This is a genomic window from Gemmatimonadota bacterium (assembly GCA_041390105.1).
In the GTDB taxonomy this organism is placed as follows: domain Bacteria; phylum Gemmatimonadota; class Gemmatimonadetes; order Longimicrobiales; family Gaopeijiaceae; genus JAGQIF01.
This window is the reverse complement of sequence record JAWKQO010000001.1, coordinates 294,510-312,446: the sequence shown is the minus strand read 5'-3', so window position 1 is coordinate 312,446 and position 17,937 is coordinate 294,510. Positions and strand designations below refer to the sequence as shown.

Genomic DNA, 17,937 nt, shown 5'->3' with positions numbered 1-17,937 from the left:
CTAGTGTTCGCAGAAGAAAACGAAAGCGTGATCGCTACTTGATGATGGCGAGGATGTCCGATTCACGGAGAATCAGATACTGCTCGCCGTCGACGGTCACTTCGGTGCCCGAGTACTTGCCGTAGAGCACCTTGTTGCCAGCCGCCACGTCGGGCGCCAGTCGCTTGCCCTCGTCGGACAGCTTGCCCGGCCCGACGGCGATGACCTCGCCCTGCTGCGGCTTCTCCTTCGCCGTATCGGGGATGTACAGCCCCCCCCGCATCTCCTCGGTTTCCTCGAGGGGCTTGACCACCACACGATCCGCGAGAGGCGTGATCTTGGTCGCCGCTTTGGTCGCCATTGCTTGGCTCCTCCGTGCGCATGAACCCTTCGGTGCCGGCGGCCCTCCGCCCCCGCGGCGGCCGTTAGCACTCGTTGCCAGTGAGTGCTAATAAACTAGACCGGAGCTTCCGGACGTCAACGGGGTCCAGCGCGCCAGGAGGCGGTTCCCGCGCCGGGGCGGTGGCTCTACCTTCACCGGTGTCCACCCGCCCGGGGAGCCATGCATCCACCCGCCAGTCCCGCCGCCAGCCGCCGTCGGGCCGAGCTGCTCCGGCTCGCCAGCCGGACCTTCGCGGTGGGCATCGAGCGCCTGCCGCCCCATTTGCGGGAGCCCATCCAGACCGCCTACCTCCTGCTCCGGGTCTCGGACTACCTCGAAGACAGCGAGGCGCTGCCTTCGGACCGGAAGATCCACCTTCTCACGCTCTGGGCCGACGTCCTGGCTGACCAGCAGTCGGCTGCGGGCTTCCGGACCGCCCTGGGCTCGGTGGACGAGTCCACCCCGGACGCCTCGGTCGCCCGTGAGTTCGAGCTGGTCCTGGCGGCCCTGGAGTCCCTACCCACGGCGCCCAACTCCATTGTCCGCCGCCATGTGGAGGACACCACCCGCGGGATGGCGTATTGGCTGGAGCGGGGGCCCGATTTCGAGGGCGAGGCCGACCTGGACGACTACATGCACGAGGTGGCTGGCCGGGTGGGCTGGCTGCTCACCGAGCTCTTCGTGCTGGAGTCGGAGCGATTGATGGCCGAGCGGTCCGGGTTGATGGACCTGGGCCGCTCGTTCGGGTTGGGCCTGCAGACGGTGAACGTGATCCGGGGACTGCATCAGGACCACGAGCGAGGGTGGCTCTACGTGCCCCGCTCCTATCTGCGCGATGCGGGCCTGAGCGGCGGCGAGCTCTTCGATCACCGGCATGAAGGCGGGGCACTCGTCGTTCTCCAACGCCTCACCGAGAAGGCCGACCGCCACCTGTCGGACGCGCTCCGCTACACGACCACCCTGCCCCGACGGTTGCACGGGGTTCGCGTCTTCTGTGCACTGCCGCTGTTCTTCGCGGTGCGCACGCTGACGCTGAGCCGCGGCAACGCTCGCGTATTCGACCGCGAGGTCAAGATGACGAGAGCGGAGGTCACGAGCCTCGTGGCTCGTACGCGGGCGCTGGCGTGGAGCAATGCCTGGATCCGTTCGGTGGCGGGTCGCCTCAGCCGTCCCGAGTGAGCTGCTCGCCCGCCAGACTCAGGCCCATCAGCGTCAGAAACGGTTCGATCAAATCCACGCTGCGACAGTGCGGTCCCAGGAGTGTCGAGTATCCACCGGTCGCCACCACCAGCGCGTCCGGCTTGCCCCACTCCTCCTTGATGCGATCCACCATCCCGTCGACGCCGTCGACGGCCATGTAGAAGACGCCGCTCCGCATGCAGTCCTCGGTGCGTCGGCCGATCACGGTAGCCGGCAGCGACAGATCGATGCGCGGGAGCTTGGCGGTGCGGCCCGCGAACCACTCCAGGCCGACGCTCACTCCGGGAGCGATCACACCTCCCTGGAACACCCCTTCGGCGGTGATGCAGTCGAACGTCGTCGCAGTGCCGAGGTCCACCGCGATGGTGTCGCGCTCGTAGAGGTGTGCCGCGGCCAGGGTGTTGACGATGCGGTCGGCCCCCACCGTACGGGGCTCCTCGACGTCCAGGCGCACGGCGAGCGGGGAGGAAGCGTCGACCGACAGTACCCGCCCGGGGGTCAGGGACTCGAGCGCGGGGATGAGGACGGAGCTCACGCGGGGCACCACCGATCCTACCACGGCGCGCTCGATGCGATGGGCGCCGTAGCCCGCCTCGTCCAGCAGCGCCCGCAGCAGCATGCGGAACTCGTCCGGGGTCCGAGGCAGGTTGGTGCTCAGGCGCCAGTGAGCGCTGGGACGGAGCTCTCCGGGCGGCACCAGCCCCACCACGCTCTCGGTATTGCCGATGTCGACGACCAGGTGCATACGCCTACTCGCTCGGTTGAAGGGTGGCGTCCGCCAACTCCAGTCGCACGCTCCCGGACGCTACGTATTCGACCTGCCCGGGGGCGACGCGGATCCGCAAGCGGCCATGGGCGTCGACGCCTTCGGCGATCCCGACCGGACCCGACGCCGCGCGCACCGCGCGCCCTCTGAGGGCGTCGCGGCTCTCCCATTCGCGCAACCACGTCGAGCCGCGCTCCGACCAGGTCTCCCGCAGCCCGTCGAGAAGCTCACCCACAAGCTCGACGCGCGACACGGTTGTGCCGGCCTCCTCCAGGGAGGTGGCGAGGGCTCGCACGTCCGCGGGCAGCTCGCCCGGGGCTTGGGCCACGTTGATGCCGATGCCCACGCGGACCGGAGCGCCGGGCGTGGTTTCGCAGAGGATGCCCGCGACCTTGCGCTCGTCGAGCCAGACGTCGTTCGGCCACTTGAGGCCGGGGGACACGCCCGCCACCCGAGCGATCGCCCGCGCGGTGACGAGCCCCGCCAGCAGCGAGGCTGGCCGCCCGTCCTGCAGTGCAGGCGCCAGCACCGAAAGCCACACGCCCCCCTGGGGGGAGTGCCAGGTGCGACCCTCGCGCCCTCGACCCGCGCTTTGCACCTCCGCGAGCACCACGCTCCATGCCGGCGCACCCTGGTCCGCCCATTCACGCAAGCGGTCGGAGGTTGACCCGATCCGGTCCCACACTTCGAGCGCGGGCACCTGCCAACGATCTCGGAGCTCCTCGAGGTCCAGCCCTTCCCAGCGCACGTCAGGCGACGACCCTCATCGAGAGATCGGCCGTGGCGGCGGAGTGCGTGAGCGCGCCCACGCTGACGAAGTCGACACCGGTCTGGGCGATGGCCCGCACGGTACCCAAGGTCACGTTGCCTGATGCCTCCGTCTCGGGACGCTTCGAGGCGTAGTCCTTCACCCTGCGCACGCATTCGCGCAGCGTTTCGACCGACATGTTGTCCAGCAGGACACGGTCCACGCCCAGAGGGAGCACCCGCACCAGCTCCGCGATCGACGTGACCTCCACCTCCACGGGTAGGCCGCCTCGATTGCCGTGTCGCACCCGGGCCAGCGCAGCCTCGATGCCGCCCGCAGCGGCGATGTGGTTGTCCTTCACCATCACCATGTCGTAGAGACCGTGCCGATGGTTCTGAGCACCGCCGTGCCGGACTGCCTCCTTCTCCAGCCCCCGCCAGCCGGGTGTGGTCTTGCGCGTGTCCAGGATCCGACACCCCGTCCCTTCGACGGCTTCGACGAAACGCCGGGTCAGGGTCGCGATACCCGACAGCCGCCCCAGGAAGTTGAGCGCTGTCCGTTCAGCGGTGAGGAGCCCTCGGGCAGACCCTTCCAGCGACAGCACCGTCCCACCGGTCTCCACATGCTCGCCGTCGCCGTGTAGCACCTCCACGCGCACGGCGCCTTCCACCGCACGGAAGACCTCACGGGCCACGGTGGCTCCCGAAACCACCAGCGGTTGTTTGGCAACGATCAGGGCGCGGGACATCGCCTCGGCTGGAACCGTCCACTCGGTGGTGACGTCACCGCCGTCCACGTCTTCCTCGAGCGCCAGCCGAATCAGGGTGCTGACTCGCGCGGCCAGATCGGGAGGCCCGTTCATCCAGCGACCTTCAGATAGAGGTAGAACAGGAGCCCCAACGGCCAGAGGTACAGCGCGAACCGGTGGAAGGCTTCCCGTTTGAGCATGGCGACGAACGTGCGAATGGCCAACACACCGGTGATGGCCGCGGCAAGCCCACCCGCGGCCAGCGGTTTCCAATCTACGGCCCCCGACGCTTGTACCTCGGGCCACATCAACACCGCCGCGCCCGCGATCGCCGGAATGGACATGAGGAAGGAGAAGGCGGCCGCCTCATGGGGCTCGACGCGCGACCAGATGCCCGCCACCACCGTGCTCCCGGAGCGACTGATGCCTGGAACGAGCGCGAACGCCTGCGCGAGCCCCATCGCTACGGCCGAACCCAATCCGGGGTGCGCACCGGCTCCTCTGGCCAACGCGCGCCGCGTGCTCCAGAGGAGAACGCCGGTGACGAGGAACGCGACAGCCACGGCCTCGGGCGACTCGAAGAGCGCCTCGATGGGTTCCTTGAAGCGGAGTCCGAGCAGCGCAGCCGGAATGGTGGCCACCACCAGCAAGCCGATGTAGGCCCAGGCGGAGCGCCGGCCGCGCAGCGCATCCAGGGCCAGCCCCGAGAGCCGCCCGCGATAGACGATGATCACCGACAGCAGCGTCGCGACATGCACGACGATCTCGAACGCCACCCCCGGGGCCCGAATCCCGAGCAGGGTCTGCCCCAACACCAGGTGACCGGAACTGGAGACGGGCAGGAACTCGGTAGCACCCTGGACAAACCCCAGCAACAACGCTTCCCAGACGGTCACCGTTCGGCTCCTTTCGTGCCCAGAACGTCCGCGTAGAACGCCTCGTACTCCGGAACCACGCGCGCGGCCGAGAAGCGCTCCACCGCGACCGCGCGGGCCGCCGCCCTCATGCGCTGCGCGGTCTCGCTGTCGTCCAGCAGCGTCTTCACGGCATCGGCCATCCCCTCGACGTCTCCGAGCTCGAGCAGGAAGCCGGCCTCCCCGTCGGGAACCAGTTCAGGAATGCCGCCCACCCGTGTCGCGACCACGGGCGCACCGCTGGCCATGGCCTCCAAAGCAGCCAGCCCGAACGACTCCGTCTCGCTGGGTAGCAGGAACACGTCGGCGCAGGACAGCAACTCCTCCACGGTCGCGTGCTTGCCCAGGAACATCACGCCGTCGTCCACGCCCAACTCGCGTGCCCGCTGCTCCGCGCGCACCCGGTCGGGCCCGTCTCCAACCAGGACCAGGCGTAGCGGACGCTTCTCCCGCACCCGCGCGAAGATCTCCACCACGTCCACCACGCGCTTGACGGGTCGGAAGTTCGAGACGTGCATCAGGATGGGCTCGCCCCCGGGTGCCAGGCTGGCCCGATGGCAGGGCTTGTGATCGGGATGGAAGATCGCCGGATCGACGAAGTTGGGGATGACGCGGATGCGCTCCTCCGGCACCTGGAAGTGCGTGACCGTTTCCCGGCGCAGGAATTCGGACACCGCCGTCAGGCCGTCGGACTTCAGGATGGAAAAGCGCGTGATGGTCTTGTAGGAGGGCTGCATGCCCACAAGCGTGATATCGGTCCCGTGCAGCGTGGTCACGATGCGCGGCCCCGCTTTCCCCATCATCTCCTGCGCGATCCAGGCCGATGCAGCGTGCGGGATGGCGTAGTGGGCATGGATCAGGTCCAGTTCGTAGCGCTCGGCGATGTCTTCGAGTGCCACGGCCAGAGCCAGGGAGTAGGGCGGGTATTCGAAAAGCGGATACTCCGCCACATCGACCTCATGGAAGAACACACGCTCGTGGAACGCGCTCAGGCGAAACGGCTGCGCATAGGAGACGATATGCACCTCATGGCCGTGGTCGGCCAGCTTGAGGCCGAGCTCGGTCGCCATGGCGCCGGATCCCCCGTAGGTCGGGTAGCAGCTGATCCCGATTCTCACCCGACTTCCTCCACTGCGCGCCACGCCGCCGCCACTGTCTCCACCTGCGCGGAGAGCGGCAGGGTGGCATCCACCCGCAGCGCCACGGGCGGCAACTGGTGGCGGAACCACGTAAGCTGTCGGCGCGCGTAGCGGCGCGTCTGCCGTGTCATCTCGTCCAGTGCGTCCTCCAGGTCGATGCTGCCGTCCAGGACATCATAGATCTCGCGATACCCCGTGCCCGAGAGTCCGGGGTCCCCCCGTCGGTAGCCGGCTGCCCGCAGCGCCTGCACCTCTTCGAGCAGACCTCGGTCCCGCATCCGGCGGACGCGGTCCCCGATGCGCCGGTCCATCTCGTCGCGGGGAAGCTCGAGCAGGATGATCCAGGGGGCCAGGGGCTCCGCCGTACCCGCCCGGCGCCGGTGCCAGTAACTGAGGGGCTGGCCCGTGAGCAGCGCCACTTCGACGAGGCGTTGCAGCCGCTGCCGCCCCCCGGCCCGCGCCAGGGGCGCACGCTCCGGATCGAGCGCGTCGGCCCAGCGGCCCAACGTCTCCACGTCTGCCGAGACCAGCCACGTCCGCAGTCGGTCCCGCCGACCGGCGTCGATCGGCGGCTCCTCGAACATGGGCTCGGTCAGCGCCTTCAGAAAGAAGCCCGTGCCGCCGACGAGGATGGGGATGCGGCCGCGCGCCTGGATGTCGGCGATCCACCGTCGGGCTTCGCGGGCGAAGCGCCCCGCACTGTACGTTTCGTTGGCACCGACCAGATCGAGCCCGTGGTGCGGGGCTCGCGCCCGATCGGACAGGGACACCTTGTCGGTGCCGATATCGAGTCCACGGTACACCTGGCGCGAATCCATCGACACGATCTCGCCATCCCAGAGCTCCGCGAGCCGCAGCGAAAGCGCGGTCTTTCCCGAGGCGGTGGGTCCCAGCACCACGGGCACAGGCGAGCGCGGTCGGGAAGTCACCCGCGTCCGAAGCGACGCGCCAGCTCGACGGCGGAGAGGCGCACCACGGTGGGCCGACCATGCACGTCGTGATGCGGGAGCTCTGTGGCAAAGAGCTGGTCGATGAGCTCCCGCATCTCCCGCGCGTCCAGGCGCTGGCCGGCCTTGATGGCGCCCTTGCATGCGAAGGTCATGGCGATCCGCTCGTGTTGGTTGCGGGCCGCGCGCACGAGCTCGGAGCCCTCGGTGAGCTCGCGCACCATCTCCCGGAAACACCGCTCCGCATCGAAGTAGGGATGGGGGTTGGGGACCGCGTGCACGATCACGGTGTCCGTACCGAAAGGCTCCACCTGGAACCCCGCACGCTCGAACAAGCTGGCGAGGGTCAACACCTGCTCGAGCTCGGGCGGAGTCAAGCGCATGGTCAAGGGAAAGAGCAATCGTTGGCCCACCACGCCCCCGGCCCCGAAGTCGTTCATCAGACGCTCGAACAGAACACGCTCGTGCGCCGAATGTTGGTCGACGATCAGCACTTCGTCGCGCGTCGCAACGAACAGGTAGGTATCGAGCGCCTGCCACACATGCACGGGCGCTCCCACGGCGAAGCGGGGCTCGGCCGCCGGCTCGCTGGCGGGCGGAGCGCTCGCTCCACCCGCGAGGAACAGCGCCATCTGCTCCCGCCCCCCCGCTTCAGGCGACGGCCTCGACGGCGGGGGTTCCCGTACGGCCGCCGGCGGGCTCTGGCGTCGTCCCAGCGACGCGGAGCTCTCCGCAGTGGCGAGCGTGGAGCGCACCGTCTCCTCCAGCAGGGCCTCGAGCGGACCCGGCTCGCGGAAGCGCACCTCCGACTTGGTGGGATGGACGTTGACGTCCACGAGGTCGCCGGGCACACGCAGGAACAGGAACAACCACGGTCGAGCCCGCTCCGGGATGGTCGTGGCGTATCCCCGGTCCGCGGCCCGAACCAGTCGGGCGTCGCGCACGGGACGGCCATTCACAAAAAGATGGACCCGCCGGAACCCGGGCGCCGCTCGATCTGGCCGTTGAATCAAGCCCCAGAGATCGACACCGGACGCCGAGCCCGCCACGGGGATCAGCTCTGCCGCTGCCTCTTCGCCCCAGAGAGCCGCCAATCGCGGGCCCAGATCGCTGGCAGCAGGGGCATCGAGTAGCAGGCGGTCGCCCGAGAGGATCTGCAGCTGCACGGGAGGATGCGCCAACACCAGCGGAGTGAGCACCTCCATCACGGCGCGCGTCTCCGCGCTGACGGATTTGAGGAACTTGGCCCGGGCCGGAGCGTTGAAGAACAGCCTCCGCACCTCCACGGACGTGCCCCGCTGGCGGGCAAAATCAGAGACGTCGACGATCCGACCGGCCCGTCCCACGATTCGGGTCCCGGGATCGTCCGACGCGTCGGCCGTCTCCAGCACGAAGTCGGAGACGGACAGGATGGAGGGGAGCGCCTCCCCCCGGAAACCGAAGGTCCGGACACCGACCAGGTCGGCCGCTTCGTCGATCTTGCTGGTGGCGTGGCGATCCAGCGAGAGGAGGGCGTCTTCGCGACCCATCCCGCTGCCGTCGTCGCTCACCCGGATTCGTTGCTTTCCACCACCGGCCAGCTCCACCCGGATCCGTTCGGCGCCGGCATCGAGTGCGTTCTCCACCAACTCCTTGACCACCGATGCCGGACGCTCGACGACCTCTCCGGCGGCGATCTGGCTGGCCACCGCATCGGGAAGGACATGCACGCGTCGCCGCGGGCCGCCGCTCACGCCTCCTCCAGGGGGGGCAGCCCGAACAAGCGAGCGGCATTGGCACTCGTATGGCGCGCCAGGTCGTCCGCGCGCACCCCCCGCACCTCCGCGATCCGCTCCAGCGCATAGGGAAGGAACGCCGGCTCGTTGCGCTTCCCCCTCATGGGAACGGGCGCCAGATAGGGTGCGTCGGTCTCGATCAACAGTCGATCCTCCGGGACGCGGCACAGCAACTCGTGGCCGCTGAAGTTCCTGAACGTGGCGATGCCGCCGTAGCCCAGGTACCAGCCGGCCTCCAGAGCCGCCTCCAGCAGAGCCTCACCTCCCGTGAAGCAATGCAGCACGCCCCGCACGCCCAGAGCGCGGGCCTCTCGGACGAGCGTCATCGTGTCGTCGTCCGCCTTGCGGGAATGCACGACCAACGGCAGGCCGCTGTCCGCCGCCAGGTGGAGATGTGCCTCGAGCCACCGAAGCTGCGCTTCGCGCGGGGCGTTGTCGTAGTGGAAGTCGAGTCCGGTCTCCCCAATCGCCACGGCTTCCCCCTGCCCCGCCAACTCCCGGAGGCGCGGCAGGTCACGCTCGAGCTCCGCCTCGGCTACGGCATGCGGATGGACGCCCACCGTACCCCAGACACCCACCGCTTCCCGCGCCAGCGCCAGGGCCGCCCGAGCGTCGTCCGCATCGGAAGCGATCGTGACGATTCGCGCCACGCCGGCATCGCGCGCGCGTTGCAACACGGGACCGAGGTCCGCGCCGAAGGCATCCGCGCTGAGGTGGCAGTGGCTGTCGGTGAGTGGAAAAGCAACGGAGCCCCGGAACGGCCCGTCCGAGGCTCCGCGCTGCGCGTCCACCGGCACGCTCAGACCGCCGCGGTCAGCGCTTCCTCCTGCTGACGCTTGCGCTGGCGCTCGCGTTTCCGCTTGTCGGCATCTCCGCCGTCCCCGTAGCGCTGGCGGATCTCGATCAGCGCCGGGGAGGCCACGAAGATGGAGGAGTAGGTTCCCACCACGATGCCCAGAATCAGCACCAAGGTGAAGTCGCGAATCACCGGCCCGCCCAGGAGCAGGAGCGCGAACAACACGATCAGCGTGGTCATCGAGGTCATGACCGTGCGCGGCAGCGTCTCGTTGATCGACCGATTGACCAGCTCGATCTGATCCTGCTTCTTGGCGCCCCGCTTGTTCTGGTTCTCGCGGATGCGGTCGAAGACGATGATCGTGTCGTTGAGCGAGTACCCCACGATGGTGAGGATCGCCGCCACGGTCGCGAGCGCGATCTCGACCCGGAAGAGCGCGAGCGCGCCCAGCGTGATCAGGATGTCGTGCGCGGTCGCGATGACGGCAGCCACCCCGAAACGCCACTCGAAGCGGAACGCGAGGTAGATCAGCGTCAGGAGGAACGAGAACAGGATGGCTCCCGCTGCTTTGCGCTGGAGCTCGCCGCCGATCTTCGGACCCACCCCCTCGGTGCGGAGCACCTCGTAGGTCCCCGCCCCGAACGCCGGATCCAGACCCGCGCGGATGCTCGCCTCCACGTCCTGGATGTCGCCGTCCTCAGGCAGCGGCACGCGCACGGTGAAGTCGTTGTCGCTCCCGAAGCGCGTGATCGATGGATTCATCGTGCCCAGGGCGCTGCGCACGGCGGCCACGTCCGTCGGCTGCTGAAAGCGCACCTCCACCAGCGTCCCGCCGGTGAAGTCCACCCCGTAATTCAGCCAAGAGCCCAGCGACGCGAGGTTGATCCCCATCCCCACGACCCCGATGAGGATCGCGACGGCGGAGATCACATACGCCTTGCGGCGCTGCTCGATGAACTTGTAGTCGGCGTTGCGAAAGAGTCTCATGGTCGGGGCCGTCTCAGATGCTGATGGCTTCGGCGCCCTTCTTCCCCTTCATGTACAGCATGAAGAAGGTGCGCGTCACGTAGATGGCGGAGAAGAAGGAGGCCAGGATGCCGATCGACAGCGTCACGGCGAAACCCTGCACCGGCCCCGTTCCGAACTGGAACAGGATCAAGGCGGTGATCAGCGTGGTCACGTTGGCGTCCACGATGGCGGAGAGGGCATGTGCGAAGCCCTCATCCACTGCGAGCCGGGGCGTGCGGCCCGCGTCGAGCTCCTCTCGGATACGCTCGAAGATCAACACGTTGGCATCGACGGCCATACCGATGGAGAGGATCATCCCGGCGATCCCCGGCAAGGTCAGGGTGGCGCCAAAACCGGCCAGGCCCCCGAGGACCAGGATCACGTAGACGCCCAGCGCCATCACCGCCAACAGACCGGCCAGATGATAGTACCCGATCACGATGGCAACGACCGCGGCGATGCCCACCAGTCCCGCCAGCTTGCCCTGATCGATGGAGTCCTGTCCCAGCGAAGGGCCCACCCGGCGCTCCTCGATGATGCGGAGCGGCGCCGGCAGCGCGCCGGCCCGCAGCACCAACGCCAGGTCACGGGCCTCTTCCATGGGAGCGCCGGCCAGGTCGATCTGGCCGCGCTGGTTGATTCGGTCCTGGACCGTGGGGGCGGACACCACCTCGTTGTCCAACACGATGGCGATGCGATCCCCGATGTGCTCACCGGTCACGCGACCGAAGGCGCGCCCACCGCGGCGATTGAGGTCGAAGATCACGATGGGACGCTGGTACTGCGGATCGCGCTGCGCGATGGCGTCGTCCAGCATGTCACCGGTCAGGAAGGCCTCCCGCTCCAGGACATAGAGCTCGTAGTAGGTGCGCGTCCCCACACCTACGGGCTCCCATCCCCACTGCAGGGTCACGTCCCGAGGGAGCGCCCGCTGAACCTCGGGCAGGGCCAGGAACCGTTTGGCCACGTCGAGATCCTCGGCCTGGACCAGGTAGGTACCGGGCTGATCGCCCCGCGCCAACAGCGAGGTGAACGGCCGCAGGTTGGGGGCCTGCGCTTCCGCAGGAGTGGCGGCCTGGACCGAGTCCACTACCGCGGCGCTGTCGGCGGCGGCCGAGTCCCCACCGAAGAGGAGCTGCTCGATGGAGGACGGCTCATCCTCCACGGCCCGTCCCATCTCCCGCAGCGCCTCCTCGCCCAGTGCGGCCACGATCTGCCGATCGATCCGGGGCAACACCGATTCCACCTCATCGGTGGCCAGCACCAGCTTCCACTCGAGGAAGGCCGACTGCTGGATGATGCCCTTGGCCCGGTCCTCGTCGGTGATTCCCGCCAGCTCCACGATGAGGCGCTCCTGACCCACGCGCTGGATCAGCGGCTCCTCGACGCCGAACTGGTCGATCCGGGTGCGGATGATCCGCTCCGCCCGCTCAATCAGGTCGGCCTTGGCGTCCGACGAAAGCGTGCCGTTGGGGTCGTCGACCTCGAGCGCGAGGTGCATCCCGCCCTGGAGGTCGAGGCCCAGCTTGAGCCCGCGCGTGAAGAGGTAGCCCCCGGCGATGGCGACCGCCGCGAGGATGACCAGAATGCGTGCCTGCAGGGTGTTGAACATGGACCGCCCGTCTGCGCGCTCGAACGAGGTACGATGACCGATGGCCCCGGCGGGGACCTGGGTCCACTCGACCGGAGCCGGTAAAAGTCGCGGGGGGTCGCGGCGCGTGTCAACGCGAGGGGGGCTGGCCGCCCCCCTCGCGCCGAAGGCGGGTCAGGACCTCAGAAGTACAAGTAGCTCATGATCTTGAGCGATGTTTGCGTGGACCCCTGGCTCGGCGAGTAGATGTCCAGGTTCACGCCCAGGCGGTTCCGGCTGCAGCCGGCGCCCTCGCAGAAGGCATTGCGGAAGTACACGTGCAGCCCGGGCGTGAAGAGGATCCCGCCATCATCGGCGCTGTCCCCATCCGGATCCCCGAGACTCAAGCGGGCCATGGGCTCGAAGCCCGCCAACAGGCCGTCCTCGTTGGCCATCGGCTGGTACCAGGCGCCCAGGATCTGGGCGGTAAGGAAACGGGGCGGGGTGTCGCCCGCGTCCTCGGCCAGGAGCCAGTTGTCCCCCCAGACCAGGGATCCCATCAGGAGGGGCCCCCTCCGGTACCGGCCCAGCTTCGCGTCCACGGACAGCGCCGTGGCATAGTCCGTCTCCGCCGTGGGCGTATCGAAGAAGTAGTCGTGCAGTGCAGCGCCGATCCCCACCGCCAAGCGGTCGGTAGCCGCCACCGTCACGCGGGCAGAGTAGGACTTCCCCTCGTTGACGTCCCGGACGTTGATGCCCTCACCATTGGTGATGGTGGCCTCGTAGGAGACGGTCTCGGTCAGGCGTCCGTCCAGACGCACACCGGCATCCCGTCCAGCGAAGCCCAGATCCTCCGTCAGACGGCTGTAGGAGCAGATGCTCCCGACACCGGGACAATCCGACAAGCCCGGGATGCGCCCGTCGCGCTCGACCAGGGGAAGCTCCGTGCTGGAGTCCAGCTCGAAGAGATCGAAGGCGCGCTTGAACTGTCCCAACGAGAAGCGCAGCGCCGGCGCCACCCGGAACCGCAGGTAGGCGTCCTGCAGCGCGGTGCGTCCTCCCGCGAAGTCCGGCATGACTCGCGCGTCGAGCCGATCCCCCAGCCGAATGTCGACCTCGAGCCGCGCACGACGCTGGAAGATGTCGGCAGGTGGACCGTCGTCGACGGAGGTGGTGGCGAACTGGGTGTGCAGGCGTCCGCCGATCGTGACGGCGCCGGCCCGGCCAGTCGCTTCCTGCCCGGCCAGGTGCGCGGCCGGCAGCAGGGCCAGGCCGACCAGGGCGGCAACGCGGACTGCTTTCATCAGGGCATCCCTTGTTCCGACGAGCATGGGGAGCGGCGCCACTGAGGACTCCACTCCGGGTCGGACGGGACGTTACCGAATCACCGCGGAAGTTTCACGGGGAGGATACGAAACTGTAACGCTCGGATACCGAACCGTTACAACGCGCTCCTGCGCAGCACGGCCCGCACGCGCGCCATGAAACGGGCCGCATCCGCAGTCTTGTGCACGTAGTCGTCCGCGCCGGCCTCCAGAAGCTCCGTCTCCAGGGCCTCGTCTCCTTCCCCGGTGCGGATGAGCACGGGGATGGCCCGCGTATCGGCCGATCCCCGCACCCGCTCCAGGACCTCACGCCCTCGCATGCGAGGCATGGCCAGGTCCAGGACGAGTAGAGAGTAGTGCGGATCCACCTTGAGTCGGTCCAAGGCCTGCTGCCCGTTCTCCGCCTCGTCCACGCGGGCGCCGCTGCCCTCGAGGAGCGCGCGCATCATGGTGCGATCGGCTTCGTCGTCGTCGACGAGCAGGATGCGCGGAGGCTCGCTGGTCGTCTCCGGCACCTCCTCTTCGTGCGCCTGCCCCAGAACGCGCTCGACCTCCTCGAGCGTGGTCAGGCCCTGCGCCACCCACTCCAACCCCACCACCGACATCGGGCGCATGCCGCCCTGGACGGCCAGATGGCTCAGGGTGGCCTGCCCTTTTCGCAACTCGATGGCCTCCTGCATGCGCAACCCCACCGACATGACCTCGAGCACGGGCAACCGACCGCGGTAGCCGGTCTGTCCACAGTCGTTGCAGCCCACGGCGCGAACCGTGGGTGCGACTCCGAAGCGGGCGGCGAGCACGCGCTCTTCGTCGTTGATGTCCTCTGCGGTCAGCGTGCGCGCGCAGTTGGGACATACGCGGCGAAGCAGTCGCTGCGCCACGCAGCCCCGCACGGCGGACGCGATGGTCGCATAGTCGAGGCCCAGGTCGCTCAGCCGGGTGATGGCCCCGACCGCATCGTTCGCGTGCACGGTCGCGAGCACCAGGTGCCCCGTGAGGGCCGCCTGGGCGGCGACCTCCGCTGTCTCGCGGTCGCGAATCTCTCCCACCAGGATGATATCCGGGTCCTGGCGGAGAATGGCCCGCAAGGCCGAAGCGAACGTTACGCCCTGCTTCACTTCGACCTGCGTCTGCGTGATGGCGGAGAGCTCGTACTCGATCGGATCTTCCACGGTCATGATGTTGACCGTCCCCTTGGCCAGTTCCCGCAGGACGCCGTAGAGGGTCGTGGTCTTTCCCGATCCGGTGGGCCCGGTCACCACCACGACGCCGTCCCGCACCGCCATCAGCTGTCGCAGACGCGCCAGCTCGACCTTGGGCATCAGGAGGTCTTCGAGCGTGTAGAGACGGTTCGAGTCCAGAATGCGCAGCACGCACTTCTCGGCCCCGCCCGCCGGAATGGTGGAGACGCGCAGGTCGTAGACCTGATTGCTGACCTGGACACGGGCCTTCCCGTCCTGCGGACGAAGCCGGTCGGCGATATCGAGCTTCGAGAGGATCTTGACGCGGGAGATGACCCGGTTGAGCGGGGCCATCGGCAAGTCCATGTGTTTGCGCAGCACTCCATCGACGCGGTAGCGCACGGCCCCCATGGTGCGCCCGGGCTCGATGTGGATGTCGCTGGCGCCCAGCACGATGCCGTCGCGCAGGATCAGGTTGGTGAGCTTGACCACGGGAGTGGTGGTCGCGTCCTCCTCCGAGATCAGCTCGGGGCCGGAGTCCTCCACCAACCGAACTGAATCCTCCACGTCGCCGCCGAGGCTGCCCAGGATGCCCTGCACGGCTCGGTTGGGCGAGAAGCGCTGGTCGATGGCGTCCTGGATCACCGGGGGCGGCGCGATGCGGAAGACCGGTGTGCGCCCCGAGCGGAACCCCACGACACGCTCCGCCTCGACATCGGTCGGATCGGCGGTGGCGACCACCAGCTGACGGTCGGTCTCCTGCAGGGGCAGGATCAGATGTCGACGGATCAACGCCTCCGGCAGGAGCACGGCCGCGTGGGGCTCCGTCGCCGACAGGTTGGCCGTCTCCAGCCGGAAGTAGTCGGCGACGTGGGAGGCGAGTTGATCGTCGCTGATTCCCAGCTGACGCGTCACCACGCGCCAGGCTTCGGCCGTGGGAACGGCCGGAGCAAGGTCCAACTCGTCCGCTCCGGGGATCCGCTCGCGGCGAACGACCCGGAGAAGCCAATGACCGTCTCTCAACGTGCGCGTAGCTGGGGGGCTGAAGGGTCCTTCCGGCGGGCGACCGGGTGCATGCGCGGAACGCCCTGACGCCCGCTCCAACTCCCGATCGACCCTCAGACGTTATCCACCACGCAAAGAAAGCGCCACCGCACCGGAGCGGGTGCGGTGGCGCCACGGTCTGCGCCTTGCCCAACGCGGGGTGCCCCGCCCTTCGGCGACCTGCCAGGGAAGCTCTGCAGCTGTGGGGACCCCGCGTTCGAAGCGCCTCAGAGCTTCCCTAGGGTCGCAGCACGCGCTCGAACAGTTCCAGCACGCGTGGATCGTCCATCTGCGCCAGCCAGAAGAGCGCGTCCGCTCGCAGCGCCGGGTCGGCATCCGACAGGGCCAGGTCCCGCAGCACGGGAAACGACTCGTCCGGGGTGCGGCGCGACAGCGCGAAGACGGCCGCCTTCCTGACCTCCAGCTCCGGATCCTCGCGGGCCAGCGCCCCGAGCCCCTCCAACACCCGGTCCGACGCCTCCTGACCCAGCCAGAACACCGCCTGCTTGCGCAGCTGCTGTCCGCGCGCCCCATCGCGCGCCAACTCGAGGAGCCGGGGCCAGATCTCCGTGTCGGCCGCCATGGCCGCCGCCCCCAGCGCCTGCTCCGCCACCTCCTCCTCGGCTACCTCCGCCAGCGTGAGCATCCATTCGGCGGCTTCGGCGCCTCCATACGAACCGAGGTCCACCCCGCTGGGCGCCCGTTCAGGATCGGCGATTCCGGAGCGCAAGCGCTGGACCGTGCCCGCCTCGATCCGGAGACGCACCTCCACCGGTCCAGTCCAGCAGCCGGGCCGCAAGGGACCCCCGCCCCGGTCCCATCCCCGCTCGCCGCGACCGCAGGTGTAGATCCCCTCCTTGGCCGGGTAGGTGAAGAACGCTTGACCGTCCTCCGCTTGCCGGAGACGCCCAGCCAGGGTCTGGCCGGCTACCCCGGGAGCCCAGACGGCGAAGGCCACCGCCACCGCAGCCAGCACGAGCCGCCTCATCGGCGGATGATCTCCATGAGGAAGTCGGCGATGCGGGGATCGTCCATCTGCCCCAGCCAGAAGATGGCCTGCTCGCGCAGCTTGGGATCGTCGTCGGAGCGCGCGATGTCCATGAGCGCGTCCACGGCTTCCGGACCGGGCTGGCGGCTCAGACCGAAGATCGCGGCCTCGCGCACCTCCGGGTCGTCGGTGGTCCGTAGGATCTCGACGAGCTGTGCCGGGCCCACGCCGGTCTGGCTGGCCCAGAAGACCGCCTCTTTCCGCACCTCGGCGGGTGCGCGGCGGTCCAGCGCCACCTCGAGCAGGAACTCGCGCGCACCCGGTTCGGGTCGGCGCGATACGGCGAAGAGGACCGCCTTCTTCAGTTCCACCTCCCCGACCTCGTCGTAGAGCTCGCGGAGCTGGCCTACGCTCTCCGACCCTCCCTTCTGACCCATCCAGAAGATCGCCTGACCGCGAACCTCACTCGGGAGATCGCTGCGCCGCACATACTCACCCAGCACTTCGGCCGCGCGGGGATCGTCGTGCTGCGACAGCGCGAAGACCGCTTGTTCCAGGACGCGGGGGTCGTCCGATTCCTCGACCAGGTTCAACAGCGCCTCGACCGCCTCCGGTCGGTCCACGCGCGACAGCCAGAAGATGGCCTGTTCGCGCACCTGTGGGTCGGGATCCGGATTGCGGACCGCCAGGTCGAGCAAGACGTCGACGGTCTCCTCGTCAGGATGCTGGGCCAGGATGAAGACCGCCTGCGCCCGCAGTTCGGCGCTACACCCATCGCGGCTCGTCAACACCTCGCGGAGAAGTGGTGCGGCACGACGTGCGTCCATGTTCAAGAGGGCCGACAGGGCCTGGGCCCGCAGCTCCTGATCGGACCGGTCGCAGGCCTGTTGAGCCCCTTCGACCACCGCCTCTCGGGCGCCCGCGTCCCCCAGGCGGGCCATCTCGGCACGAATCCGCCCCCGCAGCGCCCGCGCGTCCGACAGCGTCGCCGCGTCGCGGTGTTCGGCCGCCTGGCGCTCCAACAACTCGAGCGCCTGTCTCTGCGCCGCCAAGGCCCGCGTTCCGGAGTCCTGCTGACCCAGCCGGTAGCGCGCGAACGCCTCGTAGTAGTAGGCGTCGGCGACGAACGCGGATTCCGGATAGCGGCGCCGCAGGTCGGAGAACGACGCAGCGGCCACCTCGTACTCTCTGCGATTGAGCGCGTTGCGCGCCCGGCGATACAGTGTATCGCCCGGCACTTCTTGCCAGGCCTGCAACTCCGGGATCCAGACCTCCAGCACGGATTGCGCGGCCCCCGGCCCCGCCTCCAGGAAAGCGGGCTCATCAGAAGCCTGTGCCGCGGTCCCATCGGCGCCGGCCATGCCCAAGAGCAGCACGCCCAACCCCACACCCATCGCTCTTCCGAAGCGTCCCCACATCGTCTTCCC

The 17,937-nt window shown here is 68.8% G+C and carries 16 protein-coding genes; 1 reads left to right on the top strand and 15 read right to left on the bottom strand.

Annotated features, from left to right (window positions below; genetic code table 11):
* Positions 1 to 34 precede the first annotated feature (34 nt).
* Positions 35 to 340 carry a co-chaperone GroES gene (gene groES / locus R3E10_01415; protein MEZ4414390.1) on the bottom strand — a complete coding sequence of 102 codons (306 nt, stop codon included), beginning with the start codon at positions 338 to 340 and terminating at the stop codon, positions 35 to 37.
* Between the two features lie 201 nt (positions 341 to 541).
* Here groES and R3E10_01410 point away from each other — a divergent pair, with 201 nt between their 5' ends.
* Entirely contained in the window at positions 542 to 1,540 is a 999-nt protein-coding gene (locus R3E10_01410) for a squalene/phytoene synthase family protein (GenBank protein MEZ4414389.1), read from the top strand.
* Here R3E10_01410 and R3E10_01405 read toward each other — a convergent pair.
* From R3E10_01405 to R3E10_01340, 14 genes are all read right to left on the bottom strand, one after another.
* Complete coding sequence (locus R3E10_01405; protein MEZ4414388.1) at positions 1,524 to 2,306, bottom strand: type III pantothenate kinase; 783 nt, start codon at positions 2,304 to 2,306, stop codon at positions 1,524 to 1,526. The genes R3E10_01410 and R3E10_01405 overlap by 17 nt on opposite strands.
* Positions 2,307 to 2,310: 4 nt before the next feature.
* A complete protein-coding gene (locus tag R3E10_01400; GenBank protein MEZ4414387.1) occupies positions 2,311 to 3,075 on the bottom strand; it encodes a biotin--[acetyl-CoA-carboxylase] ligase in 765 nt (254 codons plus the stop codon).
* Between the two features lies 1 nt (position 3,076).
* Positions 3,077 to 3,937 (bottom strand): carboxylating nicotinate-nucleotide diphosphorylase, encoded by an 861-nt coding sequence (gene nadC, locus R3E10_01395; protein ID MEZ4414386.1) that lies wholly within the window; start codon positions 3,935 to 3,937, stop codon positions 3,077 to 3,079.
* On the bottom strand, positions 3,934 to 4,719 hold the full coding sequence (locus tag R3E10_01390) for an undecaprenyl-diphosphate phosphatase (GenBank protein ID MEZ4414385.1): 786 nt from the start codon (positions 4,717 to 4,719) through the stop codon (positions 3,934 to 3,936). Before R3E10_01390 ends, nadC begins: the two co-directional genes overlap by 4 nt.
* Positions 4,716 to 5,855, bottom strand: coding sequence for an N-acetyl-alpha-D-glucosaminyl L-malate synthase BshA (gene bshA / locus R3E10_01385; GenBank protein MEZ4414384.1), 1,140 nt, complete (start codon positions 5,853 to 5,855; stop codon positions 4,716 to 4,718). Before bshA ends, R3E10_01390 begins: the two co-directional genes overlap by 4 nt.
* Positions 5,852 to 6,805 (bottom strand): tRNA (adenosine(37)-N6)-dimethylallyltransferase MiaA, encoded by a 954-nt coding sequence (gene miaA / locus R3E10_01380; GenBank protein ID MEZ4414383.1) that lies wholly within the window; start codon positions 6,803 to 6,805, stop codon positions 5,852 to 5,854. Before miaA ends, bshA begins: the two co-directional genes overlap by 4 nt.
* Positions 6,802 to 8,556, bottom strand: coding sequence for a DNA mismatch repair endonuclease MutL (gene mutL, locus R3E10_01375; protein ID MEZ4414382.1), 1,755 nt, complete (start codon positions 8,554 to 8,556; stop codon positions 6,802 to 6,804). The genes miaA and mutL overlap by 4 nt, the downstream gene beginning before the upstream one ends.
* Positions 8,553 to 9,389, bottom strand: coding sequence for a TatD family hydrolase (locus R3E10_01370; protein ID MEZ4414381.1), 837 nt, complete (start codon positions 9,387 to 9,389; stop codon positions 8,553 to 8,555). The genes mutL and R3E10_01370 overlap by 4 nt, the downstream gene beginning before the upstream one ends.
* 8 nt (positions 9,390 to 9,397) lie before the next feature.
* Positions 9,398 to 10,381, bottom strand: coding sequence for a protein translocase subunit SecF (gene secF, locus R3E10_01365; GenBank protein MEZ4414380.1), 984 nt, complete (start codon positions 10,379 to 10,381; stop codon positions 9,398 to 9,400).
* A gap of 13 nt (positions 10,382 to 10,394) precedes the next feature.
* On the bottom strand, positions 10,395 to 12,014 hold the full coding sequence (gene secD / locus R3E10_01360) for a protein translocase subunit SecD (protein ID MEZ4414379.1): 1,620 nt from the start codon (positions 12,012 to 12,014) through the stop codon (positions 10,395 to 10,397).
* Positions 12,015 to 12,175: 161 nt separating this feature from the next.
* Entirely contained in the window at positions 12,176 to 13,276 is a 1,101-nt protein-coding gene (locus tag R3E10_01355) for a porin (protein MEZ4414378.1), read from the bottom strand.
* 137 nt (positions 13,277 to 13,413) lie between these two features.
* Positions 13,414 to 15,438, bottom strand: a complete 2,025-nt coding sequence (locus R3E10_01350; GenBank protein MEZ4414377.1) for an ATPase, T2SS/T4P/T4SS family — start codon at positions 15,436 to 15,438, stop codon at positions 13,414 to 13,416.
* A gap of 322 nt (positions 15,439 to 15,760) precedes the next feature.
* Complete coding sequence (locus R3E10_01345) at positions 15,761 to 16,510, bottom strand: HEAT repeat domain-containing protein (protein MEZ4414376.1); 750 nt, start codon at positions 16,508 to 16,510, stop codon at positions 15,761 to 15,763.
* The gene (locus tag R3E10_01340) at positions 16,507 to 17,928 is read right to left on the bottom strand and encodes a HEAT repeat domain-containing protein (protein ID MEZ4414375.1); all 1,422 of its coding nucleotides are present in this window, start codon (positions 17,926 to 17,928) and stop codon (positions 16,507 to 16,509) included. The genes R3E10_01345 and R3E10_01340 overlap by 4 nt, the downstream gene beginning before the upstream one ends.
* Positions 17,929 to 17,937: the final 9 nt, after the last annotated feature.